Genomic DNA, 16541 nt, shown 5'->3' on the forward strand with positions numbered 1-16541 from the left:
ACACGGCTCAACAGGCCGGAAAAGCAGCCGATTTGGGCGGCCGCGCAGTTGCATTGACAACTTTACCGACTATATTCCGGCCAAATTTCAAGGGGCCGCCAGATTGGCGGCTGTTTTCAAAATTCAGGAGTACCTCGATGTTCGTGACACCGGCATACGCCCAAGGCGTCGGCGCTTCTCCAGACATGTTCATCAGCATTTTGCCGTTTGTCCTGATTTTCGTGATCATGTATTTTCTGATCATCAGGCCGCAGCGCACGCAGCTGAAGAAGCGCGGCGAGATGCTGGCCGCGGTCCGTCGCGGCGACACGGTCGTCACCGGCGGCGGCTTCGTCGGCAAGGTGACCAAGGTGATCGACGACAACGAGCTCGAGATCGACCTCGGCGGTGGCATGAAGGTGACGGCGCTGCGTTCCACGATCGCCGATGTGCGCGTCAAGGGCGAGCCGGTGGCGAACCAGAATGCCAAGAAATAACCGAATTTTAGGCGGAGCGATCCGCGGACACGCTCTGACGGACGACGCCATATGCTGTATTTTTCGCGCTTCAAGATGATCCTGATCTGGGTGGCCGTGGCCATCACAGTGATCCTCGCCGCGCCCAATCTCATCCCCGCAAGCACCTTGGCCAAGCTTCCCGACTGGGTGCCGAAGCGGCAGATGACGCTCGGCCTCGATCTGCAGGGCGGTTCGCACATCCTGCTGGAGATGAATCAGAACGATCTGATCAAGGACCGGCTGGAGACGACGCGCGACGAAATCCGCACACTGCTGCGCGACGCCAAGATCGGCTATACCGGCCTTGCCGGCACGGGGCGGACCTTGCAGGTCCGCATCACCGATCCCGCTCAACTCGATGCCGCCAAGGCAGCACTGAAGACGCTGACCGATCCGGTCGCTGCCGGCCTGTTCACCGGCGGCTCCATCCAGGAAATGACGCTGGACGATTCCGAGCCCGGCCTGCTCAAGTTCAACGTCACCGACGCCGGCATCAAATATCGCACATCGACGGCGCTGACGCAGTCGATCGAGGTGGTCGAGCGCCGCGTCAACGAACTCGGCACGACCGAACCTATCGTGCAGCGGCAAGGCGACGACCGTATCCTCGTCCAGGTGCCGGGTCTTCAGGATCCGCAAAGGCTGAAGGAAATCCTCGGCCAGACCGCCAAGCTGACCTTCCAGATGGTCGACCAGTCGATGCCGGTGCAGGACGCGCTGAACGCCCGCCCGCCCGCCGGCTCGTCGGTGCTGTACTCGCAGGACGATCCGCCGGTTCCGTATCTGATCGAAAATCGCGTCATCGTCTCGGGCGAAAACCTCGTCGATGCGCAGGCGACATACAATTCGCAGAACAACGAGCCGGTGGTTTCGTTCCGCTTCGATTCGAAGGGTGCCGCGCGTTTCGGCCAGGCGACCTCACAGAATGTCGGCAAGCTGTTCGCCATCATCCTCGACAATCAGGTGATCTCGGCGCCGCAGATTCGTGAGCCGATCCTTGGCGGTACCGGCCAGATTTCCGGCAATTTCACCGCCCAGAGCGCCAACGACCTCGCCGTGCTGCTGCGCGCCGGCGCCTTGCCCGCGACGCTGACGGTGATCGAAGAGCGTACCGTTGGTCCGGGTCTCGGCCAGGATTCGATCCATGCCGGCAAGGTGGCCGGAATCATCGGCTCGATCCTCGTCGTTGCCTTCATGTTCGTGGCCTACGGCTTCCTCGGCTTCCTCGCCAACATCGCGCTGGCGGTGCACGTGGCGATGATCGTCGGACTGTTGTCGCTGCTCGGCGCGACGCTGACCTTGCCTGGTATCGCCGGCATCGTGCTGACCATCGGCATGGCGGTCGATTCCAACGTGCTGATCTACGAACGTATCCGCGAGGAGCGACGAAACGGCCGCTCGGTGATCCAGGCGATCGATACCGGTTTCACCAAGGCGCTGGCGACCATCGTCGATTCCAACGTCACCTCGCTGATCGCAACGGTGGTGCTGTTCTATCTCGGTACCGGGCCGGTGAAGGGCTTTGCCATCACCTTCGCCATCGGCATCCTGACCACGGTCTTCACCGCCTTCACCTTCACCCGTCTGCTGGTCTCGATCTGGCTGCGCCGGGCCCGCCCGAAGGAGTTGCCGAAGGCGCCGGTGACGTTCATTCCGCCCGGCACGAAGATCCCCTTCATGGGCATCCGCCGCTGGACCTTCGCGCTGTCGAGCATCCTTTCGGTGCTCTCGGTCGTGCTGTTCATGACCGTCGACATCAATTACGGCATCGACTTCAAGGGCGGCTCGCTGATCGAGGTGAAGGCCAAGACCGGCAACGCCGACATCGCCGATATCCGCGCGCGGCTGACCGAACTCAACATCGGCGAAGTCCAGGTGCAGCAGTTCGGCGATCCGAACGACGTGCTGATCCGCGTCGGCTCGCAGGATGGCGGCGAGAATGCCGAGCAGACCGTCATCGACAAGGTGCGCGGCGAACTGCAGGACAATTATGACTTCCGCCGCGTGGAAGTGGTGGGACCGACAGTCTCCGGAGAACTCGCCAAGCAAGGCACCATCGCCATGCTGATCGCGCTGCTCGGCATCCTGGTCTATGTCTGGTTCCGCTTCGAATGGCAGTTCGCGGTCGGCGCCATCGTGGCGACGGTGCACGATGTGGTCATGACACTTGGCTTCTTCGTCATCACCGGGCTGGAGTTCAACCAGTCGTCACTGGCGGCGATCCTGACCATCATCGGCTATTCGCTGAATGACACGATCGTGGTCTATGACCGTGTTCGCGAGGATCTGCGAAAATACAAGCGGATGCCGCTGCCGCAACTGTTGAACAACGCCATCAACGAGACTCTGTCGAGGACGACACTGACATCGGTGACGACGATCCTGGCGCTGCTGGCGCTGGTGCTGTTCGGCGGCGAGGTGATCCGCTCGTTCACCATGGCCATGCTGTTCGGCGTCGTCTTCGGCACCTATTCCTCGATCTTTATCGCCGCACCGCTGCTGATCCTGTTCAAGTTGCGGCCGCAGGCAACTGCCGACGAGGAGAAGCCGGTCAATGGCGGCAAGGCGGTCGCGACCTGACGCGCCGCCCCGAAGGGATGACAGAACGATGACCAGCAAAGGCATCGTCATCCGCGAGGCGCATTTTCCGGGCCGCGCGCCGATCGAAGCCTACGGCAATGGCGGGTTCCGCTTTGCCGACATGTCGCATCGCGGCTCGCTGCTCTGCCTGCCATCCGGCATCCATGGCTGGGAGCCGGCGGATCCTCTGGCGCTGACGGTGGCGGATTTCGACAAGCTGCTGGCAGAAGCCGACAGGGTCGAGATCCTGCTGGTCGGCATGGGCAGGGAACTCAGGCCATTGCCCGCCGCACTGCGGGCCGCGTTGAAGGCGGCCGGAATTGCGTCCGACCCGATGTCGACCGGTGCCGCGGTACGGACCTACAATGTCCTTCTGGCGGAAGAGCGCGCCGTGGCCGCCGCGCTCATCGCTGTCGACTGAGATGTCCCAGAATGCCAAAATCGTCATGGACGCGGTGCGCGTCGCCGACCATGATCGCTATCTGACCGCGCTCTACGCGCCCGACGACAAGCGCGACGCGCTGTTTTCGCTCTACGCCTTCAATGCCGAGATCGCAGGCATCCGCGATCGCATCCATGAAGCGTTGCCGGGCGAGGTGAGGCTGCAATGGTGGCGCGATGTCATTGCCGCCGGCGGCGAGGCCGGCGCCGGCCATCCCACTGCCGAAGCCTTGAACGCCACGATAGCGACGTTCGGCCTCCCGGAGCCGGCCTTCGAGAACATGCTCGATGCGCGCATCTTCGACCTCTACGACGACCCGATGCCGTCGCGCACCGATCTGGAAGGCTATTGCGGCGAGACGGCCGCAGCACTCATCCAGCTTGCGGCGATGGTGCTCGATCCCGTCGAGGCGCCGCGCTTTGCCGATCTGGCGGGCAGGGCAGGCTGTGCGCAGGCGATGACCGGCCTGCTGCTGCTGTTGCCGCTGCATCGCCGGCGCGGACAGTGTTTTGTCCCGGCCGATATCCTTGCAGCGGCCGGCTCTTCGCCGCAGGAGTTCGTTGCCGGTGATGGCGGACCCGGCGCCAAACGCGCGGTGGCGGCGATGATGGCGCTGGCACGGGAACATCTTTCCGCCTTCGAGCGAGGCGCTCCGGCTCTGCCTGTATCGCTGCGTCCGGCATTCCTGCCGCTCGCCCTGTCACGTGCCTATCTCGGCAAGATGGAGAATGGTTCGCCGCTCGAAGGCGTGGCGCGGCTGTCGGCCTTGCGCCGGCATTGGCTGCTGCTGCGTCGCGCGAGCAAGGGCTGGCCTGCGCTTTGACGTAAACGTCAATCATGTTAAGACGTCCCCGCGCCAAACTGTTGCTGAAGACAACAGGCCGGCCCGGAGGAGATGAATGAGCTTACCCATATTGGTAGCGATCGTTACCTTCGGCATCGCGCTGTCGGTTGCGGCGGTGCATTTCACCGGCGGCAGCAAGACGGCGACGCTCAGCAGTGTCGATCGCGCAGTGAGCCGATTCACTGAGGATTTTCCCGACGAGATCGCGACGGTGGTCCGCCTGACAGCGGATGCCAAGACGGCGTTTCTGGATATCGGGCGAGGGCGCATCGGCATCGTTCACAGCATCGGCGATCGCTTTTTGACCCGCATCGTCTCGCCTCAGAATGTCGCGGTTTTGAACGCCGGAGATGCGAACACGGTTTCGCTGCGGCTCGCCGATTTCACCTGGAAGGGCGGCCGCTTCCGCTTTGCCAGCTCAACGGATGCACAGGGCGTGCTGAAAGCGCTTGAGCCGCAAGGTTCAAATTCCACTGGGCAGGCCGCGTGATGGACAGCTACAATTTCCCGCAAGTCACCCAACTGGCCATCCCGTTCTTCGTGGTCGCGATCCTGATCGAGCTTTGGTTGGTGCGCACCGGCCGCGCCAGGGATTCGTTCGAGACGCGCGACACCTTGACCAGCCTGATGATGGGCACCGGCAATGTCGTTGCCGGGCTGCTGCTTGGCGTCGTGTCCTACTGGGCACTGCTGTGGCTGTGGCAATTCCGCGTCTTCAATCTCGGCCTGTCGGTCTGGGTGTTCCTGGCCGCCTTCCTGCTCGATGATCTGCGCTACTACGTCTATCATCGCATCGCGCACCGGGTGCGCTGGGTGTGGGCCGAACACGTAAACCACCATTCCAGCCAGCACTACAATCTGTCGACGGCGCTCAGGCAAAGCTGGACCGGTCTGTTCACCTTCATGTTCATTTTGCAGGCGCCGCTGGTGCTGCTCGGCTTCCACCCGGCGGTGATTGCCTTCACCTTCGGCTTCAACCTTGTCTGGCAGTTCTGGATCCACACCGAGACGATCGGCAAGATGTGGAGCTGGTTCGAGTTCGTCTTCAACACGCCGTCACACCACCGCGTCCATCACGCCACCAATCCGCGCTACCTCGACGCCAACTATGCCGGCACGCTGATCATCTGGGATCGCGTGTTCGGCACCTTCGTCGGAGAACTGGAAGAAGACCGGCCGCGCTACGGCATCGTCAGGAATGTCGGCACCTTCAATCCGCTGAAAGTGGCGTTCCATGAATGGATCGGCATGTTCAGGGATGCCTTTGCGCCCGGTCTGACGTTGAGCGACCGCCTGAACTATCTGATCAAGCCGCCGGGCTGGAGCCATGACGGCTCGCGCGAAACTTCCGAGACATTGAAAGCTGCCTATGTCAGGCGAAATCCTGATGAGGCGGGCAAGCCGGGGTTGCCGGCGGCTGGTGTCGAGCCAGCCGAATAACCATCGCCTCAGGATGGTTCGCTCGACCCGCCCTCGCGCATCAGCGTTTCATAGTCGCGACCGCCATGGAAGATGTTGACGATGCGGACGAAGTTATCGTCGATGATGTAAGCGATGACTGCAGAGTGCTCGAACGGAACTGTTCGCAATCTTGGCAGGATGTCGTCGCGGGAACGACCGCCGCGAGGCGCGTTGCCGATGCTCTGGCACCGGTCTTCGATGCGCAGAACGAACTTCAGCGCGACGTCAGGACTTCCATTGGCTTCGACTATATGTCTGAAAATGTTGGCCAGATCATTTCTGGCATCTTCACGATACTCGACCTCAAGCCGCCGAATCATCGGCACGGCTCGAATACTGGGCGAAGAGTCCCCGGAGGTGAGTGCGAACCTCTTCTCCCGAATGGCCCGGCCTTGTATCCTCGATCGACGCCTTCACCCGGGCTCTGATCGACGCCATGCGCTCGGCATGCTCTTCCTCTTCGCGCTGGAAGGCGCGAAGGGCTGCACGGATGACTTCGCTGGCCGATCCGAAGGAGCCATCTTCGACCTTTTCGCGGATCATGCGCGCCATTGCGGGCGTGACGGTGACCGATAGTTTCTCGGCGGATTCCATGGCTGTCTCTCTTAGGCAAGAAGTGAGATAGTATCCTACTTGACGCCTATGGTCCAATCAGGGAGGAAGCTGGCTACTCTGCAGCTTCGGCCGTTTCCGTTTGCGCCGCCAATCCCAGCCATTGCCGGCAATCGGCGCGTGCGCGCGATGTGATGGCATGCCGCTTGGCGACGGTCTTGTCCTTGCCGCGCATGCGCTTGCCCTCGGTCTTCGGCGCTTCCACAGGCGGGAACAGGCCGAAATTGACATTCATCGGCTGGAAAGAGCGCTTTCCCGGCTCGTCATCCGAAACGATGTGGCCGCCTGTGATGTGGTTGAGCAGCGCGCCGAAGGCCGTAGTCAGCGGCGGCAGCGACGGCGCATGGCCGAGCCTTTCCGCGGCGGCGAAACGGCCGGCGAGCAGGCCGATCGCGGCACTCTCGACATAGCCCTCGCAGCCGGTGATCTGGCCGGCAAAACGCAGGCCGGGGCGCGACTTCAGCTGCAGCGAAGCGTCGAGCAAGGTCGGCGAGTTGATGTAGGTGTTGCGGTGCAGGCCGCCGAGGCGGGCGAAATCGGCGTTTTCGAGACCCGGTATGGTGCGGAACACGCGCACCTGCTCGGCGTGCTTCAGCTTGGTCTGGAAGCCGACCATGTTATAGAGCGTGCCCAGCGCATTGTCCTGCCGCAGCTGGACGACGGCATAGGCCTTCACCGTCGGATTGTGTGCATTGGTCAGCCCCATCGGCTTCATCGGGCCGTAACGGAGCGTCTCGACGCCGCGTTCGGCCATGATCTCAATCGGCAGGCAGCCGTCGAAGTAGGGCGTGCCTTCCCATTGCTTGAATTCGGTTTTCTGGCCGTCGACCAGCGCCTGAACGAAGGCAAGGTACTGGTCCTTGTCCATCGGGCAGTTGATGTAGTCCTTACCGGTGCCGCCGGGCCCGACCTTGTCGTAGCGCGACTGGAACCAGCAAATGTCCATGTCGATCGTGTCGAAGTGGACGATCGGCGCGATGGCGTCGAAGAAGGCTAGCGCATCGGCGCCGGTCGCTTCCGCGATCGACTGGGCAAGTGAGGGCGCGGTCAATGGACCCGTGGCGATGATCGCCTGGTCCCAATCCGCCGGCGGCAGGCCCGGCACTTCCTCGCGCTGGATTGATATCAGCGGGTGCGCTTCAAGCCTTTTCGTCACCGCGTCGGCAAATCCGTCGCGGTCGACGGCGAGCGCGCCGCCAGCAGGCACCTGGTTGGCGTCGCCGGCGCTCATGATCAGCGAGCCGGCCAGCCGCATTTCGGCATGCAACAGGCCGACGGCATTGTTGTCGGCGTCGTCGGAGCGGAAGGAGTTCGAACAGACCAGCTCGGCCAGGCTGTCGGTCTTGTGCGCATCGGTGCCGCGAACGGGCCGCATTTCATGCAGGATGACGGGCACGCCGGCCTCGGCTGCCTGCCATGCGGCTTCGGAACCGGCGAGGCCGCCGCCGATGATGTGGATTGGGTTTTTGCTCATGAACGCCGGAATAATCGCTTGGTGCGGCGATTGCAATTGCCGTGCGCGGTGCGGAGCAAACAGCTGCTGATCGGAGCGCCCCTGAAAACAACAACACCCGCCGGGGGAGGAGGTCCGGCGGGTGTCGTTTTTGGGGTCGACCCTCGGGAGGAGGTGAAGGCCGACCATATTCGTCATCGCCGGGGAGGAGGTCGGCTTTGACGAAAACTCTTTCGCTAATTTTGAAAGGGGCGAAACCCTTCTGGGGCCGGGAAACAGCGCCCGCCGCGGGAGGAGGTGCGGCGGGCGCCGTTTTGGTGGCCAACCTTCGGGAGGAGGTGAAGGTCGGACCTATTCGTCATTGCCGGGGAGGAGGTCGGCTTTGACGAAATCTCTTTCGCTAATTTTGAAAGGGGCGAAACCCTTCTGGGCAAATTTGATTTGCCCCGGGGAAACAGCGCCCGCCGCGGGAGGAGGTGCGGCGGGCGCCGTTTTTGTGGTCAACCCTTGGGAGGAGGTAAGGGGTGACCGTATTCGTCAAGGTCGGGGAGGAGGTCGACCCTGCCGAAATTCTGTCTAGATCGCCTGGCGGGCGATGATCTTGATTTCGTCGCGGACGATACCGAGATCATGCAGCTGGCGGTTGGAAAGGCGACCCAGCTCGGTAACCGTCTCGCGATAAACGCGCCAGTTACGATAGTTGCGGATCAGGTTCATTGTCGTTCTCTTTTTCAAAACTGGTTCGGACCATTCGCGGTCCGAAGAATTAGACCGCCTTGCGAGCGACGTAAGGAATGTCGCTGCGGCTGATGCCGAGGTCGGTCAGTTCACGGTTGCTTAGGCGGCTCAGCTCGGACACGGTGTCCCTGTAGCGGCGCCAGTTGCGGTAGTTGCGGATCAGGTTCATGGTAGTTCTCGTTTCGTCTTTCTTGCGGATCATTCCGTTTGTGTACGAACTATAAATAGGCGGACCCATATCGATTTAAAAGCGCTATGGCTGCATGGCAGCAATGCAAATTGTGCAATGCAGCATTAACGGGCGTTCACGGACCTGACACAAAGAAACCCGAATCGGAAAATGCCGCCGCGTCAACGATTTGACCGGATCGGCTGAAAAAAGACCAAACGTGGGGGAGACACAGCATGGCGAGCTATTCGTCGCGGGTCAGGGCGGATATCGCGCGCTGGCTGCAGGCCGGGCTGATCGACGCCGCCACAGCCGATTCGCTTTCGTGCAATGTCGAGGCCAACGCGCGCGAGTCGCTTAGCTTCGGCTCTATCCTGGCAATGATGGCCGCCTTGCTGTTCGGCGCCGCCATCCTGATTTTCGTCGCCGCCAACTGGGACGCGATCCCGCGCCTGGCACGCGTGGCGGCACTGTTTGCCGTCATCCTCGGCGGCTATGTCGGCGGCGCGGTGCTGAAGACCCGCGACCATCCGGCGCTCGGCGAAGCGCTGTGGATCGTGGCGGCCGCGGCTTTCGGCGGCTCGATCGCGCTGATCGGCCAGATGTATCATCTCTCGGGCGACGAGGCGTCTGCTCTGGTCACCTGGGGCGCCGGCACGGCGCTGGCGGCGGTTGCGCTGCGTTCGAATCCGCTGACGGTCGCTTCGGTCGGCATCGCCGATGCCTGGCTGTTCCTCAAAGGCTTCGACTACTACAGCCGCAGCGAATTTCCGCATGCCTTCGTGATCATGGCGATCGTGCTGTTTGCCGTATCGTTCTGGACCCGCAGCCAGGCGGCGCGCCACCTGATCATCCTGTCGGTTCTGTTCTATCTTGTGCTGCTCGTCACCAACCACGACACGCTGCAGGTGGCTATCCCGCTGGTCGTCGTCTCGGCGCTGCTGTTCGCGGCCTCGGTCTTCGCGCCGGATCCGGTCGACCGGGTCGTGCAGCTCGGCGGCCGCTTGCCCTTGCACGCACTGCTCGGCTTCCTCACCGGCCTCGCAATGATCCAGTTCGAACTCGCCGACGAGAGCACCTACAACAGCGGTTTTGCCCTCGCTTCGGTGATCGCGCTTGCCGGCATTGTCGCCGCAATCGTGCTGGCAGGACGGGAAAGCCGTGGGCTGCGCTGGTTTGCCTATCTTGGCTTCGCCTTCGAACTCGCCATCATCTATGTGGTGACCTTGCAATCGATGCTCGATACAGCCGGCTTCTTCCTGGCCGCCGCAGTGCTGCTCGGCATCCTTGCGATCGTCATCATCCGCGTGGAAAAGCGTATGAAAGGTCCAGATGCCAAAGGAGCCACGGCATGATCACCGGGAAAAGGCTTGTCATCTCGGCACTGCTGCTGGCGCTCGTTCAAATCGGCTTCCTGAGCTGGATCATCGCCGGTCGCGCGGCCATCCTGCGCAACGGCAAGGAAGTCTTGCTGAAGATCGAACCTGTCGATCCGCGCGACCTCCTGCGCGGCGATTATATTATCCTGGGCTACGATATTTCGCGCATACCGGTGAAAATGATCGCCAACATTCCGCCCGACAAGTTTTCCAGCGACGACACCTCGATTGTCGTGCGCCTGAAGAAGGGCTCCGACGGCTATTGGCAGCCGACGACAGCCTGGTTCGGCAAGGCGCCGAAGCCGGCCGCTGCGGACGAGGCCGATATTTTAGGCCACATCGCCGAGGGCTGGGATCTTCGCGGCGAAGGGATGACCATCGCGCCGGACTATGGCATCGAACGCTTCTATCTGCCGGAAGGCGAGGGGATGGCGATCCAGAACGACATGCGGGTGCGGCCATTCGGCATCCGTCTTGCGCTCGCCGGCGACGGCACCGCGCAGATCAAGGCGCTGGTGGACGGCGACAAGACGCTGTTCGAGGAACCACTCTACTAAGTCCCTTATTTGCAGTGGTGTGAAACATGCCAGTTAGCCTGTCGACGCGTGAGGACATCAACCTCGACACTGTTTTCCGCGTCGCCTGGAAGAAGGACACGGTGGACATCGACGAGAAGGCCTTGCAGCGCATCGCCGAATGCCGCGCCTCGTTTCTCAGGCTGATTGAATCCGATCCGCCACCGGTCATCTATGGCGTCACCACCGCCATGGGAGAGCTGGCGAGCCGCAAGCTCGAACTCGACGAGCGGGATCGCCATGCGCGCATCAAGGCGTTTGCCGCCGCCACCTCGTTCGGCGATCCCTTGCCGGATCGCGTGGTCAGGGCGATCGTGCTTGCCCGCCTGACGAACTTCATCGAGGGCAACGCCGCCACCTCGCCACGCATCGCGCTTGCCGTGGCCGCAATGCTCAATGGTGGGCCGATGCCAACAGTGCCGGCCTCGGGCCAGGGCGGCGCCGGCGAAATCCTGGCGCTCTATCCGCTGTTTGCCGAGCTTTCGACGCGCTTCGATCTCGAGGTCAAGGAACGCGGCTCGCTGATCAACGGCTCGCCCTGCGCTGCAGCCCTCGTAGCGGACGCGGCGCTCGCGGCGCGCCGCCGGATCCGCATGGCGCAAAAAGTGTTCGCGCTGTCGATCGAGGCGTTTCGCGCCCCGCTCGAACACTATGACGCCGCCCTCGATACGCTCTGGGGTGATGAGCATGAGGCCGCGGCCCTGCAGGGTTTGCGGGAATTTCTGGTTGGCGCCGGCGATGGGCGACGCAATTATCAGGCGCCGGTCAGCTACCGCATCGTGCCGCGCGTCCTCGGCCAGGCGCATCGTGCGCTGTCGTCGGCCGAGCGGGCAGCCAATGTGTCGCTGGCCTCTATATCGGACAATCCGGTCTATATCCCGCCCGAAGATGCACATCCGCTCGGCCGCTGCATCTCGACCGGCGGCTATCACAACGCCATGGCGACGCCGGCGCTGGATGATCTGGCGGCGATATGGGCCGACATCTGCCTGCTTTGTGATCGCCACGCCTCCAAGCTGCTCAACGGCAAGGTGTTGCTGCTGCCCGATCTTCTGATGACCGGACGACACTCGGCCGACAGCGATGGCCACGGCAATGTCGGCTACGTGCCGATGGCGATCACCGGCTATCTCGAGCAGGCCAAGCTGGCGGCGCAACGTACCTTCATTCCGGGCACGGAATCGGCCGGTGCGGGGCAGGACGACGTCGCCACGACGGCATTCTTCGCATGGACCAAGGAAGCGACCGCCGGCCGCTGCGTCGATGCCGCCATGGCGATGCTGGCGATGATCGCCTCGCAGGCGCTGCACGTCACCGAACGGACGCCGCCGCCGGCACTGCGCTCCTTCGTCGATCAAATCAGAGCTATCGTGCCGCCTGTCGGTGCCGATCGTGTGCTGGGGCCTGAGCTTGCCAGGCTGGCGGAATGGTTCACACAGAAAGTGTTCGAGGCGTAGAGATGCCAACAAGCCCTGGCTGGTGAAATTGGTGCGCCTGAACGGATGAAATTCGAACCGGTCCTCCTTGGCCAAGGCTTCGGAGGACGCTCCTTTGTCTAAGCGGTGTCGCGCCTTCAGGCGACCCGCTTCAGGTCTTTGTCTTTGTGCATGTCGCTCTCCCAAAACCGAGGTCACTTTGGGCGACATGCACTAACGAGCTTCAGGTGGCTCGCCACTCGAAGCTCGAAGAGCGAAGGCTGGTGCGGACGACGGGAATCGAACCCGTACGATCAGAGATCGAGGGATTTTAAGTCCCTTGCGTCTACCAATTCCGCCACGTCCGCAGGCCAGCCCTTTTCAGACGCCTGACACAGGCCGTCAAGTCATGTTGTTGAGCGTTCGACGAACGTGCAAACAGACGGGGCGACTTGATGATACTGGCGCGATCACGGAATTATCGGCGGGGCGGGTAATGGTAGGATGCGTGTGGTGGATTTGATCTGCCAAGGCCGGCGCCTCTCAGGCCCAACCCATTCCCCCCGCCCACTGGGAGCGTCGGCCACCCTTCCATGAAAGAGCCTTTGAGTGGTTGCCTGGTCCGGCAGCGTCGCGATTGTGGCCCTGCTCAGAACTTGTAGCTCAAATTGATGCCTACCGTGTTGAGCTTCACGTTCTGATCGCGATCGTTGAAGGGTTCCGCCACGTCGTAGTGCTCGGAGCCGAAATCATAGTAGCGATACTGTGCGCCGACGACGAACTTGTCGGTCAACGCGTAGTCGACGCCGGCACCCACGGTCCAGCCGACATTCGTGCGCGTGCTGGCGAACGCCGGACCCGCGACTTGCGATGTTTCGATGCCGGCAAAGGCGACGCCGCCAATGCCGTAGACCAGCAGGCGATCCATGGCGTAGCCGGCCTTGGCGTTGACCGACCCGAACCACTTGATGTCGGTGCCGAATGTGCTTCCCAGCGCCGATACCGTCGTGCCGCCGACCGAGGAATAGTTGAGGTCCGCCTCGGCGCCGAGCACCGCCTGGTTGAACTGCAACAGGCCTGCGACATGGCCGCCGACAAAACCGCCGTCAATGTCGGGCGCGATGGAAAACGGCGCGCCTTCTGTCACCGATATATCGGATTGGCCCCAGCCATAGCCGGCCTGCAGACCAGCGTAGTAGCCGGTCCAGTCGAAGCCGGGCGCGGTCATAGGCACGTCGACCGTTGGGTCGGCTGCAAAAGCCGGCACGGCCAGAACGGCGAGAAAACCGGCACTTGCGACTATCAGTCGACGCATCGAACTCCCCAAATGACGATTCAGAAAGATCCTCGCCAGAAGGATAACCGCATTCGCCGCAATCGCAATCCCCCTGTCGCCGCACAGAATCCTCTATTTGTCGTCGATGAAGTCCAGCACAGCCTGGTTATATTCATCCGGCGCTTGCAGCATGGCGAAATGACTGGCGTTGGGCAGGATAATCAGCTTCGCGCCCGGGATGGCGGAGGCGATATATTCGGTGTGTTCGCGCTTGATCGCTTCGTCATGGTCGCCGGCAACGATCGCCGTCGGCGTGGTTATCTCAGCGAGCTGCTCCTTGGTCCACGCCGGCTCGGTCTCCCACATATGGCTCATCTGCGCCACGAAGGCGTCATACTGGTCCGGTGTTTTCGACATCTTCTTGTAGTCGCGGCCGGAGCGGTCGATGTAGGCGGCAAAGGTCTTGTTGGTCATCACGCCCGGATCGACGCCGTCGGTGGTTACGTTGGCGGCTTGCGCAAACAGCCTTGTCAGCCGCTCCGGATGATGCAGCGCGATGTCGATACCGATGATGCCGCCGTCGCTCCAGCCGACGAGCGCGATCTTGTCGATCTTCAGGTAATCGAGCAGCGCCAGATAGTCCGACGCCATCAAGTCATAGCCATAGGGCTGCTCGGTGCGGGTGGAGCGGCCGTGGCCACGGCTGTCGGCGACGATCACCTTGTGCGTCTTGGAAAGCGTGGCCACCTGGCTGGCCCAGATGTCGGCGTGGCCGAGGCCGCCGTGAATGAGGAGCACCGGGTCGCCCGCGCCGAAAACGGCGTAGTACATCTGGATGCCGTTCACCGGCGCATATCCGCTCTGATCGGGTTTGGGCATGGCCGCAGGCTCCGGCAAGGTCTGCCAACGTTCCTCGGCGGCGGCAAAAGCGCTCGAGGCGGCGAACAAGATGACGATGGCGAACACTTTCCAAAAACGGGTCATGTTTTTTCCCTCATATGGTTCGGTCCGCGGTCAGCATCGCCTTCCAGCCGGATTAGTCAACAAGCCCGGCCTGCGCGGCGTGTCGGACCGACGGCTCTGGCGGCGCCCGCCGACATTTGCGAGACTGGCCGTAACCGAGGAATCGCCAATGACGAAAGCAACGCCCACAAAACCCAGACCGTGGACCGAGATGGCGACACATCTGGTCGATGTCGCCATGGGGCGGAAGCCCGCTGACCTGGTCGTGCGCAACGGCCGCTGGGTGAACGTCCATTCGGGCGAGATCATCGCCGGCACCGACATCGCCATTGCCGGCGGGCGCTTCGCTTATTGCGGGCCCAATGCCAGCCATGCCATCGGGCAGGGCACCACGGTGGTCGACGCCGGCGGGCGCTATCTGGTGCCCGGTCTCTGCGACGCGCACATGCATGTCGAAAGCGGCATGGTGACGGTGACCGAGTTCTGCCGTGCCGTCATTCCGCACGGCACCACCTCGATGTTCATCGACCCGCACGAGATCGCCAATGTTCTGGGTCTGCCCGGCGTGCGGCTGATGCATGACGAAGCGGTCGCCATGCCCATCAACGTGCATGTGCAGATGCCGTCCTGCGTGCCTTCGGCGCCGGGGCTGGAACATGCCGGCGCCGAGCTGACGGTCGCCGATGTCGAGGAGGCGATGACCTGGGAAAACATTATCGGCCTGGGCGAAGTGATGAATTTTCCCGGTGTCGCCGCCAATGATCCTGTCATGTCGGGCGAGATCGCGGCGACGGTTCATGCAGGCAAGACGGTCGGCGGCCACTATGCCTCGCGCGATCTCGGCCTGCCGTTCCATGGCTATGTCGCCGGCGGCCCCGAGGACGACCATGAGGGCACACGCGCCGAGGACGCCATTGCCCGGGTGCGCCAAGGCATGAAGGCGATGCTGCGGCTGGGCTCGGCCTGGTACGACGTCGCCTCGCAGATCAAGGCGGTGACGGAGAGCGGCATCGACCCGCGCAATTTCATCCTGTGCACCGACGACAGCCATTCCGGCACGCTGGTCCAGGAAGGCCATATGGACCGCGTGGTGCGCCACGCCATCAGCCAAGGCTTGAAGCCGGTGACGGCGATCCAGATGGCGACGCTCAACACCGCCCAGCATTTCAGACTGGAGCGCGAGATCGGTTCGATCGCGCCGGGCCGGCTGGCCGACCTGCTGATCGTCTCGGATCTCGCCGCAATGACCATCGACGAGGTCTATGCACGCGGCGTCAGGCTGGCCAAGGGCGGCAAGCTCGAAATCGATATTCCGGCCTATGATTACCCGAAGACGGCGAAGAACACCGTCAAGCTTGGCAAGAAGCTGAAGGGCGGCGACTTCGATATCGTTGCTCCCAAAGGCGCCAACGAGGTGCGGGTGCGCGTCATCGGCGTCATCGAGAACCAGGCGCCGACGCGCGCGCTGGAGGCCGATCTGGCGGTCGAGGACGGGCTGGTCGCCATGGACCGCCGCAACGACATCTGCCAGATCGCGCTGGTCGAGCGCCACCGGGGCACGGGCGGCGTCACCAACGCCTTCGTTTCCGGCTTCGGCTATATGGGCGACTGCGCCATGGCGTCCAGCGTCGCGCATGACGCCCATCACATCATCTGCGTCGGCACCAACAAGCAGGACATGGCGCTGGCGGTAAACCGCCTGGGCGAGGTCGGCGGCGGCGTCGTGCTGTTCTCCAAGGGCAAGGAATTGGCGCTGGTCGAAATGCCGATCGCCGGCCTGATGTCGGACGAGCGGGCCGAGATCGTCGCGGCCAAGGCGGAGAAGCTCACCGAGGCGATGCGCAAGATGGGCTGTTCGCTGAACAACGCCTACATGCAGCACTCGCTGCTGGCGCTGGTCGTCATTCCCGAACTCAGGATTTCCGATGTCGGCCTGATCGACGTGACGACATTCCAGAAGGTCGATCTGTTCGTCTAGGATTGTTGATATTCAGGCCATGCCGGCCTGCAAGTAGCGATTTTCTGCGCTTCCGGTGCTCACGTACTTAAGTACGCTCCGCTCCGGTTCTCGAAAACCACCACTTTCGGCTCGGCCTGACCCGAATCTCAACAATCCTAGGGCCAATGTCGCCCGCTG

At 62.6% G+C, this 16541-nt stretch carries 17 protein-coding genes and 1 tRNA gene; 10 read left to right on the forward strand and 8 right to left on the reverse strand.

Annotated features, from left to right (window positions below; translation table 11 throughout):
• Window positions 1-137 precede the first annotated feature (137 nt).
• From yajC to NKI99_RS02710, 6 genes are all read left to right on the forward strand, one after another.
• Window positions 138-476: a preprotein translocase subunit YajC gene (gene yajC / locus NKI99_RS02685; RefSeq protein WP_023812178.1), complete on the forward strand. Its 339-nt coding sequence runs from the start codon at window positions 138-140 to the stop codon at window positions 474-476.
• Between the two features lie 51 nt (window positions 477-527).
• Window positions 528-3077 carry a protein translocase subunit SecDF gene (gene secDF, locus NKI99_RS02690; protein WP_352609624.1) on the forward strand — a complete coding sequence of 850 codons (2550 nt, stop codon included), beginning with the start codon at window positions 528-530 and terminating at the stop codon, window positions 3075-3077.
• Between the two features lie 28 nt (window positions 3078-3105).
• Window positions 3106-3498 carry an Mth938-like domain-containing protein gene (locus NKI99_RS02695; RefSeq protein ID WP_352609625.1) on the forward strand — a complete coding sequence of 131 codons (393 nt, stop codon included), beginning with the start codon at window positions 3106-3108 and terminating at the stop codon, window positions 3496-3498.
• A 1-nt stretch (window position 3499) separates the two neighbouring features.
• Complete coding sequence (locus NKI99_RS02700) at window positions 3500-4342, forward strand: phytoene/squalene synthase family protein (protein WP_352609626.1); 843 nt, start codon at window positions 3500-3502, stop codon at window positions 4340-4342.
• Between the two features lie 136 nt (window positions 4343-4478).
• On the forward strand, window positions 4479-4853 hold the full coding sequence (locus NKI99_RS02705; protein WP_348629836.1) for a hypothetical protein: 375 nt from the start codon (window positions 4479-4481) through the stop codon (window positions 4851-4853).
• The gene (locus NKI99_RS02710; protein WP_352439909.1) at window positions 4853-5803 is read left to right on the forward strand and encodes a sterol desaturase family protein; all 951 of its coding nucleotides are present in this window, start codon (window positions 4853-4855) and stop codon (window positions 5801-5803) included. The genes NKI99_RS02705 and NKI99_RS02710 overlap by 1 nt, the downstream gene beginning before the upstream one ends.
• A gap of 8 nt (window positions 5804-5811) precedes the next feature.
• On the opposite strand, the gene NKI99_RS02715 is transcribed toward NKI99_RS02710, so the two are convergent.
• The 5 genes from NKI99_RS02715 to NKI99_RS02735 form a co-directional block, all read right to left on the reverse strand.
• The gene (locus NKI99_RS02715) at window positions 5812-6144 is read right to left on the reverse strand and encodes a type II toxin-antitoxin system RelE/ParE family toxin (RefSeq protein ID WP_352609718.1); all 333 of its coding nucleotides are present in this window, start codon (window positions 6142-6144) and stop codon (window positions 5812-5814) included.
• Window positions 6128-6418 carry a type II toxin-antitoxin system ParD family antitoxin gene (locus NKI99_RS02720; RefSeq protein ID WP_128304019.1) on the reverse strand — a complete coding sequence of 97 codons (291 nt, stop codon included), beginning with the start codon at window positions 6416-6418 and terminating at the stop codon, window positions 6128-6130. The genes NKI99_RS02715 and NKI99_RS02720 overlap by 17 nt, the downstream gene beginning before the upstream one ends.
• 73 nt (window positions 6419-6491) lie before the next feature.
• The gene (gene trmFO / locus NKI99_RS02725) at window positions 6492-7910 is read right to left on the reverse strand and encodes a methylenetetrahydrofolate--tRNA-(uracil(54)-C(5))-methyltransferase (FADH(2)-oxidizing) TrmFO (RefSeq protein ID WP_352439910.1); all 1419 of its coding nucleotides are present in this window, start codon (window positions 7908-7910) and stop codon (window positions 6492-6494) included.
• Between the two features lie 555 nt (window positions 7911-8465).
• Complete coding sequence (locus NKI99_RS02730; RefSeq protein ID WP_013531314.1) at window positions 8466-8606, reverse strand: DUF1127 domain-containing protein; 141 nt, start codon at window positions 8604-8606, stop codon at window positions 8466-8468.
• Window positions 8607-8655: 49 nt separating this feature from the next.
• Window positions 8656-8796: a DUF1127 domain-containing protein gene (locus NKI99_RS02735; protein WP_013531315.1), complete on the reverse strand. Its 141-nt coding sequence runs from the start codon at window positions 8794-8796 to the stop codon at window positions 8656-8658.
• Between the two features lie 236 nt (window positions 8797-9032).
• Between NKI99_RS02735 and NKI99_RS02740 the strand changes: the two genes are divergently transcribed.
• Genes NKI99_RS02740 through NKI99_RS02750 form a run of 3 tightly spaced genes read left to right on the forward strand, consistent with a single transcriptional unit; the run spans window position 9033 to window position 12207 of the window.
• Window positions 9033-10151, forward strand: a complete 1119-nt coding sequence (locus NKI99_RS02740; RefSeq protein ID WP_352609627.1) for a DUF2157 domain-containing protein — start codon at window positions 9033-9035, stop codon at window positions 10149-10151.
• Window positions 10148-10732, forward strand: coding sequence for a GDYXXLXY domain-containing protein (locus tag NKI99_RS02745; RefSeq protein ID WP_352439912.1), 585 nt, complete (start codon window positions 10148-10150; stop codon window positions 10730-10732). The genes NKI99_RS02740 and NKI99_RS02745 overlap by 4 nt, the downstream gene beginning before the upstream one ends.
• A 26-nt stretch (window positions 10733-10758) precedes the next feature.
• The gene (locus NKI99_RS02750) at window positions 10759-12207 is read left to right on the forward strand and encodes an aromatic amino acid lyase (RefSeq protein WP_352609628.1); all 1449 of its coding nucleotides are present in this window, start codon (window positions 10759-10761) and stop codon (window positions 12205-12207) included.
• Window positions 12208-12447: 240 nt separating this feature from the next.
• Here NKI99_RS02750 and NKI99_RS02755 read toward each other — a convergent pair.
• The 3 genes from NKI99_RS02755 to NKI99_RS02765 form a co-directional block, all read right to left on the reverse strand.
• Window positions 12448-12533, reverse strand: a tRNA-Leu gene (locus NKI99_RS02755).
• A 281-nt stretch (window positions 12534-12814) separates the two neighbouring features.
• Window positions 12815-13480 carry an outer membrane protein gene (locus NKI99_RS02760; protein ID WP_352439913.1) on the reverse strand — a complete coding sequence of 222 codons (666 nt, stop codon included), beginning with the start codon at window positions 13478-13480 and terminating at the stop codon, window positions 12815-12817.
• Between the two features lie 93 nt (window positions 13481-13573).
• The gene (locus tag NKI99_RS02765) at window positions 13574-14425 is read right to left on the reverse strand and encodes an alpha/beta fold hydrolase (protein WP_352439914.1); all 852 of its coding nucleotides are present in this window, start codon (window positions 14423-14425) and stop codon (window positions 13574-13576) included.
• A gap of 148 nt (window positions 14426-14573) precedes the next feature.
• Here NKI99_RS02765 and ade point away from each other — a divergent pair, with 148 nt between their 5' ends.
• Window positions 14574-16382, forward strand: coding sequence for an adenine deaminase (gene ade, locus NKI99_RS02770; RefSeq protein WP_352609629.1), 1809 nt, complete (start codon window positions 14574-14576; stop codon window positions 16380-16382).
• Window positions 16383-16541 lie beyond the last annotated feature (159 nt).

The organism is Mesorhizobium sp. M0239, assembly GCF_040321815.1.
Lineage (GTDB): Bacteria > Pseudomonadota > Alphaproteobacteria > Rhizobiales > Rhizobiaceae > Mesorhizobium.

Coding starts and splice junctions, on each gene's coding strand:
- yajC (WP_023812178.1), top strand. CDS start 138: ATGTTCGTGACACCGGCATACGCCCAAGGCGTCGGCGCTTCTCCAGAC.
- secDF (WP_352609624.1), top strand. CDS start 528: ATGCTGTATTTTTCGCGCTTCAAGATGATCCTGATCTGGGTGGCCGTG.
- NKI99_RS02695 (WP_352609625.1), top strand. CDS start 3,106: ATGACCAGCAAAGGCATCGTCATCCGCGAGGCGCATTTTCCGGGCCGC.
- NKI99_RS02700 (WP_352609626.1), top strand. CDS start 3,500: ATGTCCCAGAATGCCAAAATCGTCATGGACGCGGTGCGCGTCGCCGAC.
- NKI99_RS02710 (WP_352439909.1), top strand. CDS start 4,853: ATGGACAGCTACAATTTCCCGCAAGTCACCCAACTGGCCATCCCGTTC.
- NKI99_RS02715 (WP_352609718.1), bottom strand. CDS start 6,144: ATGATTCGGCGGCTTGAGGTCGAGTATCGTGAAGATGCCAGAAATGAT.
- NKI99_RS02720 (WP_128304019.1), bottom strand. CDS start 6,418: ATGGAATCCGCCGAGAAACTATCGGTCACCGTCACGCCCGCAATGGCG.
- trmFO (WP_352439910.1), bottom strand. CDS start 7,910: ATGAGCAAAAACCCAATCCACATCATCGGCGGCGGCCTCGCCGGTTCC.
- NKI99_RS02730 (WP_013531314.1), bottom strand. CDS start 8,606: ATGAACCTGATCCGCAACTATCGTAACTGGCGCGTTTATCGCGAGACG.
- NKI99_RS02735 (WP_013531315.1), bottom strand. CDS start 8,796: ATGAACCTGATCCGCAACTACCGCAACTGGCGCCGCTACAGGGACACC.
- NKI99_RS02740 (WP_352609627.1), top strand. CDS start 9,033: ATGGCGAGCTATTCGTCGCGGGTCAGGGCGGATATCGCGCGCTGGCTG.
- NKI99_RS02745 (WP_352439912.1), top strand. CDS start 10,148: ATGATCACCGGGAAAAGGCTTGTCATCTCGGCACTGCTGCTGGCGCTC.
- NKI99_RS02750 (WP_352609628.1), top strand. CDS start 10,759: ATGCCAGTTAGCCTGTCGACGCGTGAGGACATCAACCTCGACACTGTT.
- NKI99_RS02760 (WP_352439913.1), bottom strand. CDS start 13,480: ATGCGTCGACTGATAGTCGCAAGTGCCGGTTTTCTCGCCGTTCTGGCC.
- NKI99_RS02765 (WP_352439914.1), bottom strand. CDS start 14,425: ATGACCCGTTTTTGGAAAGTGTTCGCCATCGTCATCTTGTTCGCCGCC.
- ade (WP_352609629.1), top strand. CDS start 14,574: ATGACGAAAGCAACGCCCACAAAACCCAGACCGTGGACCGAGATGGCG.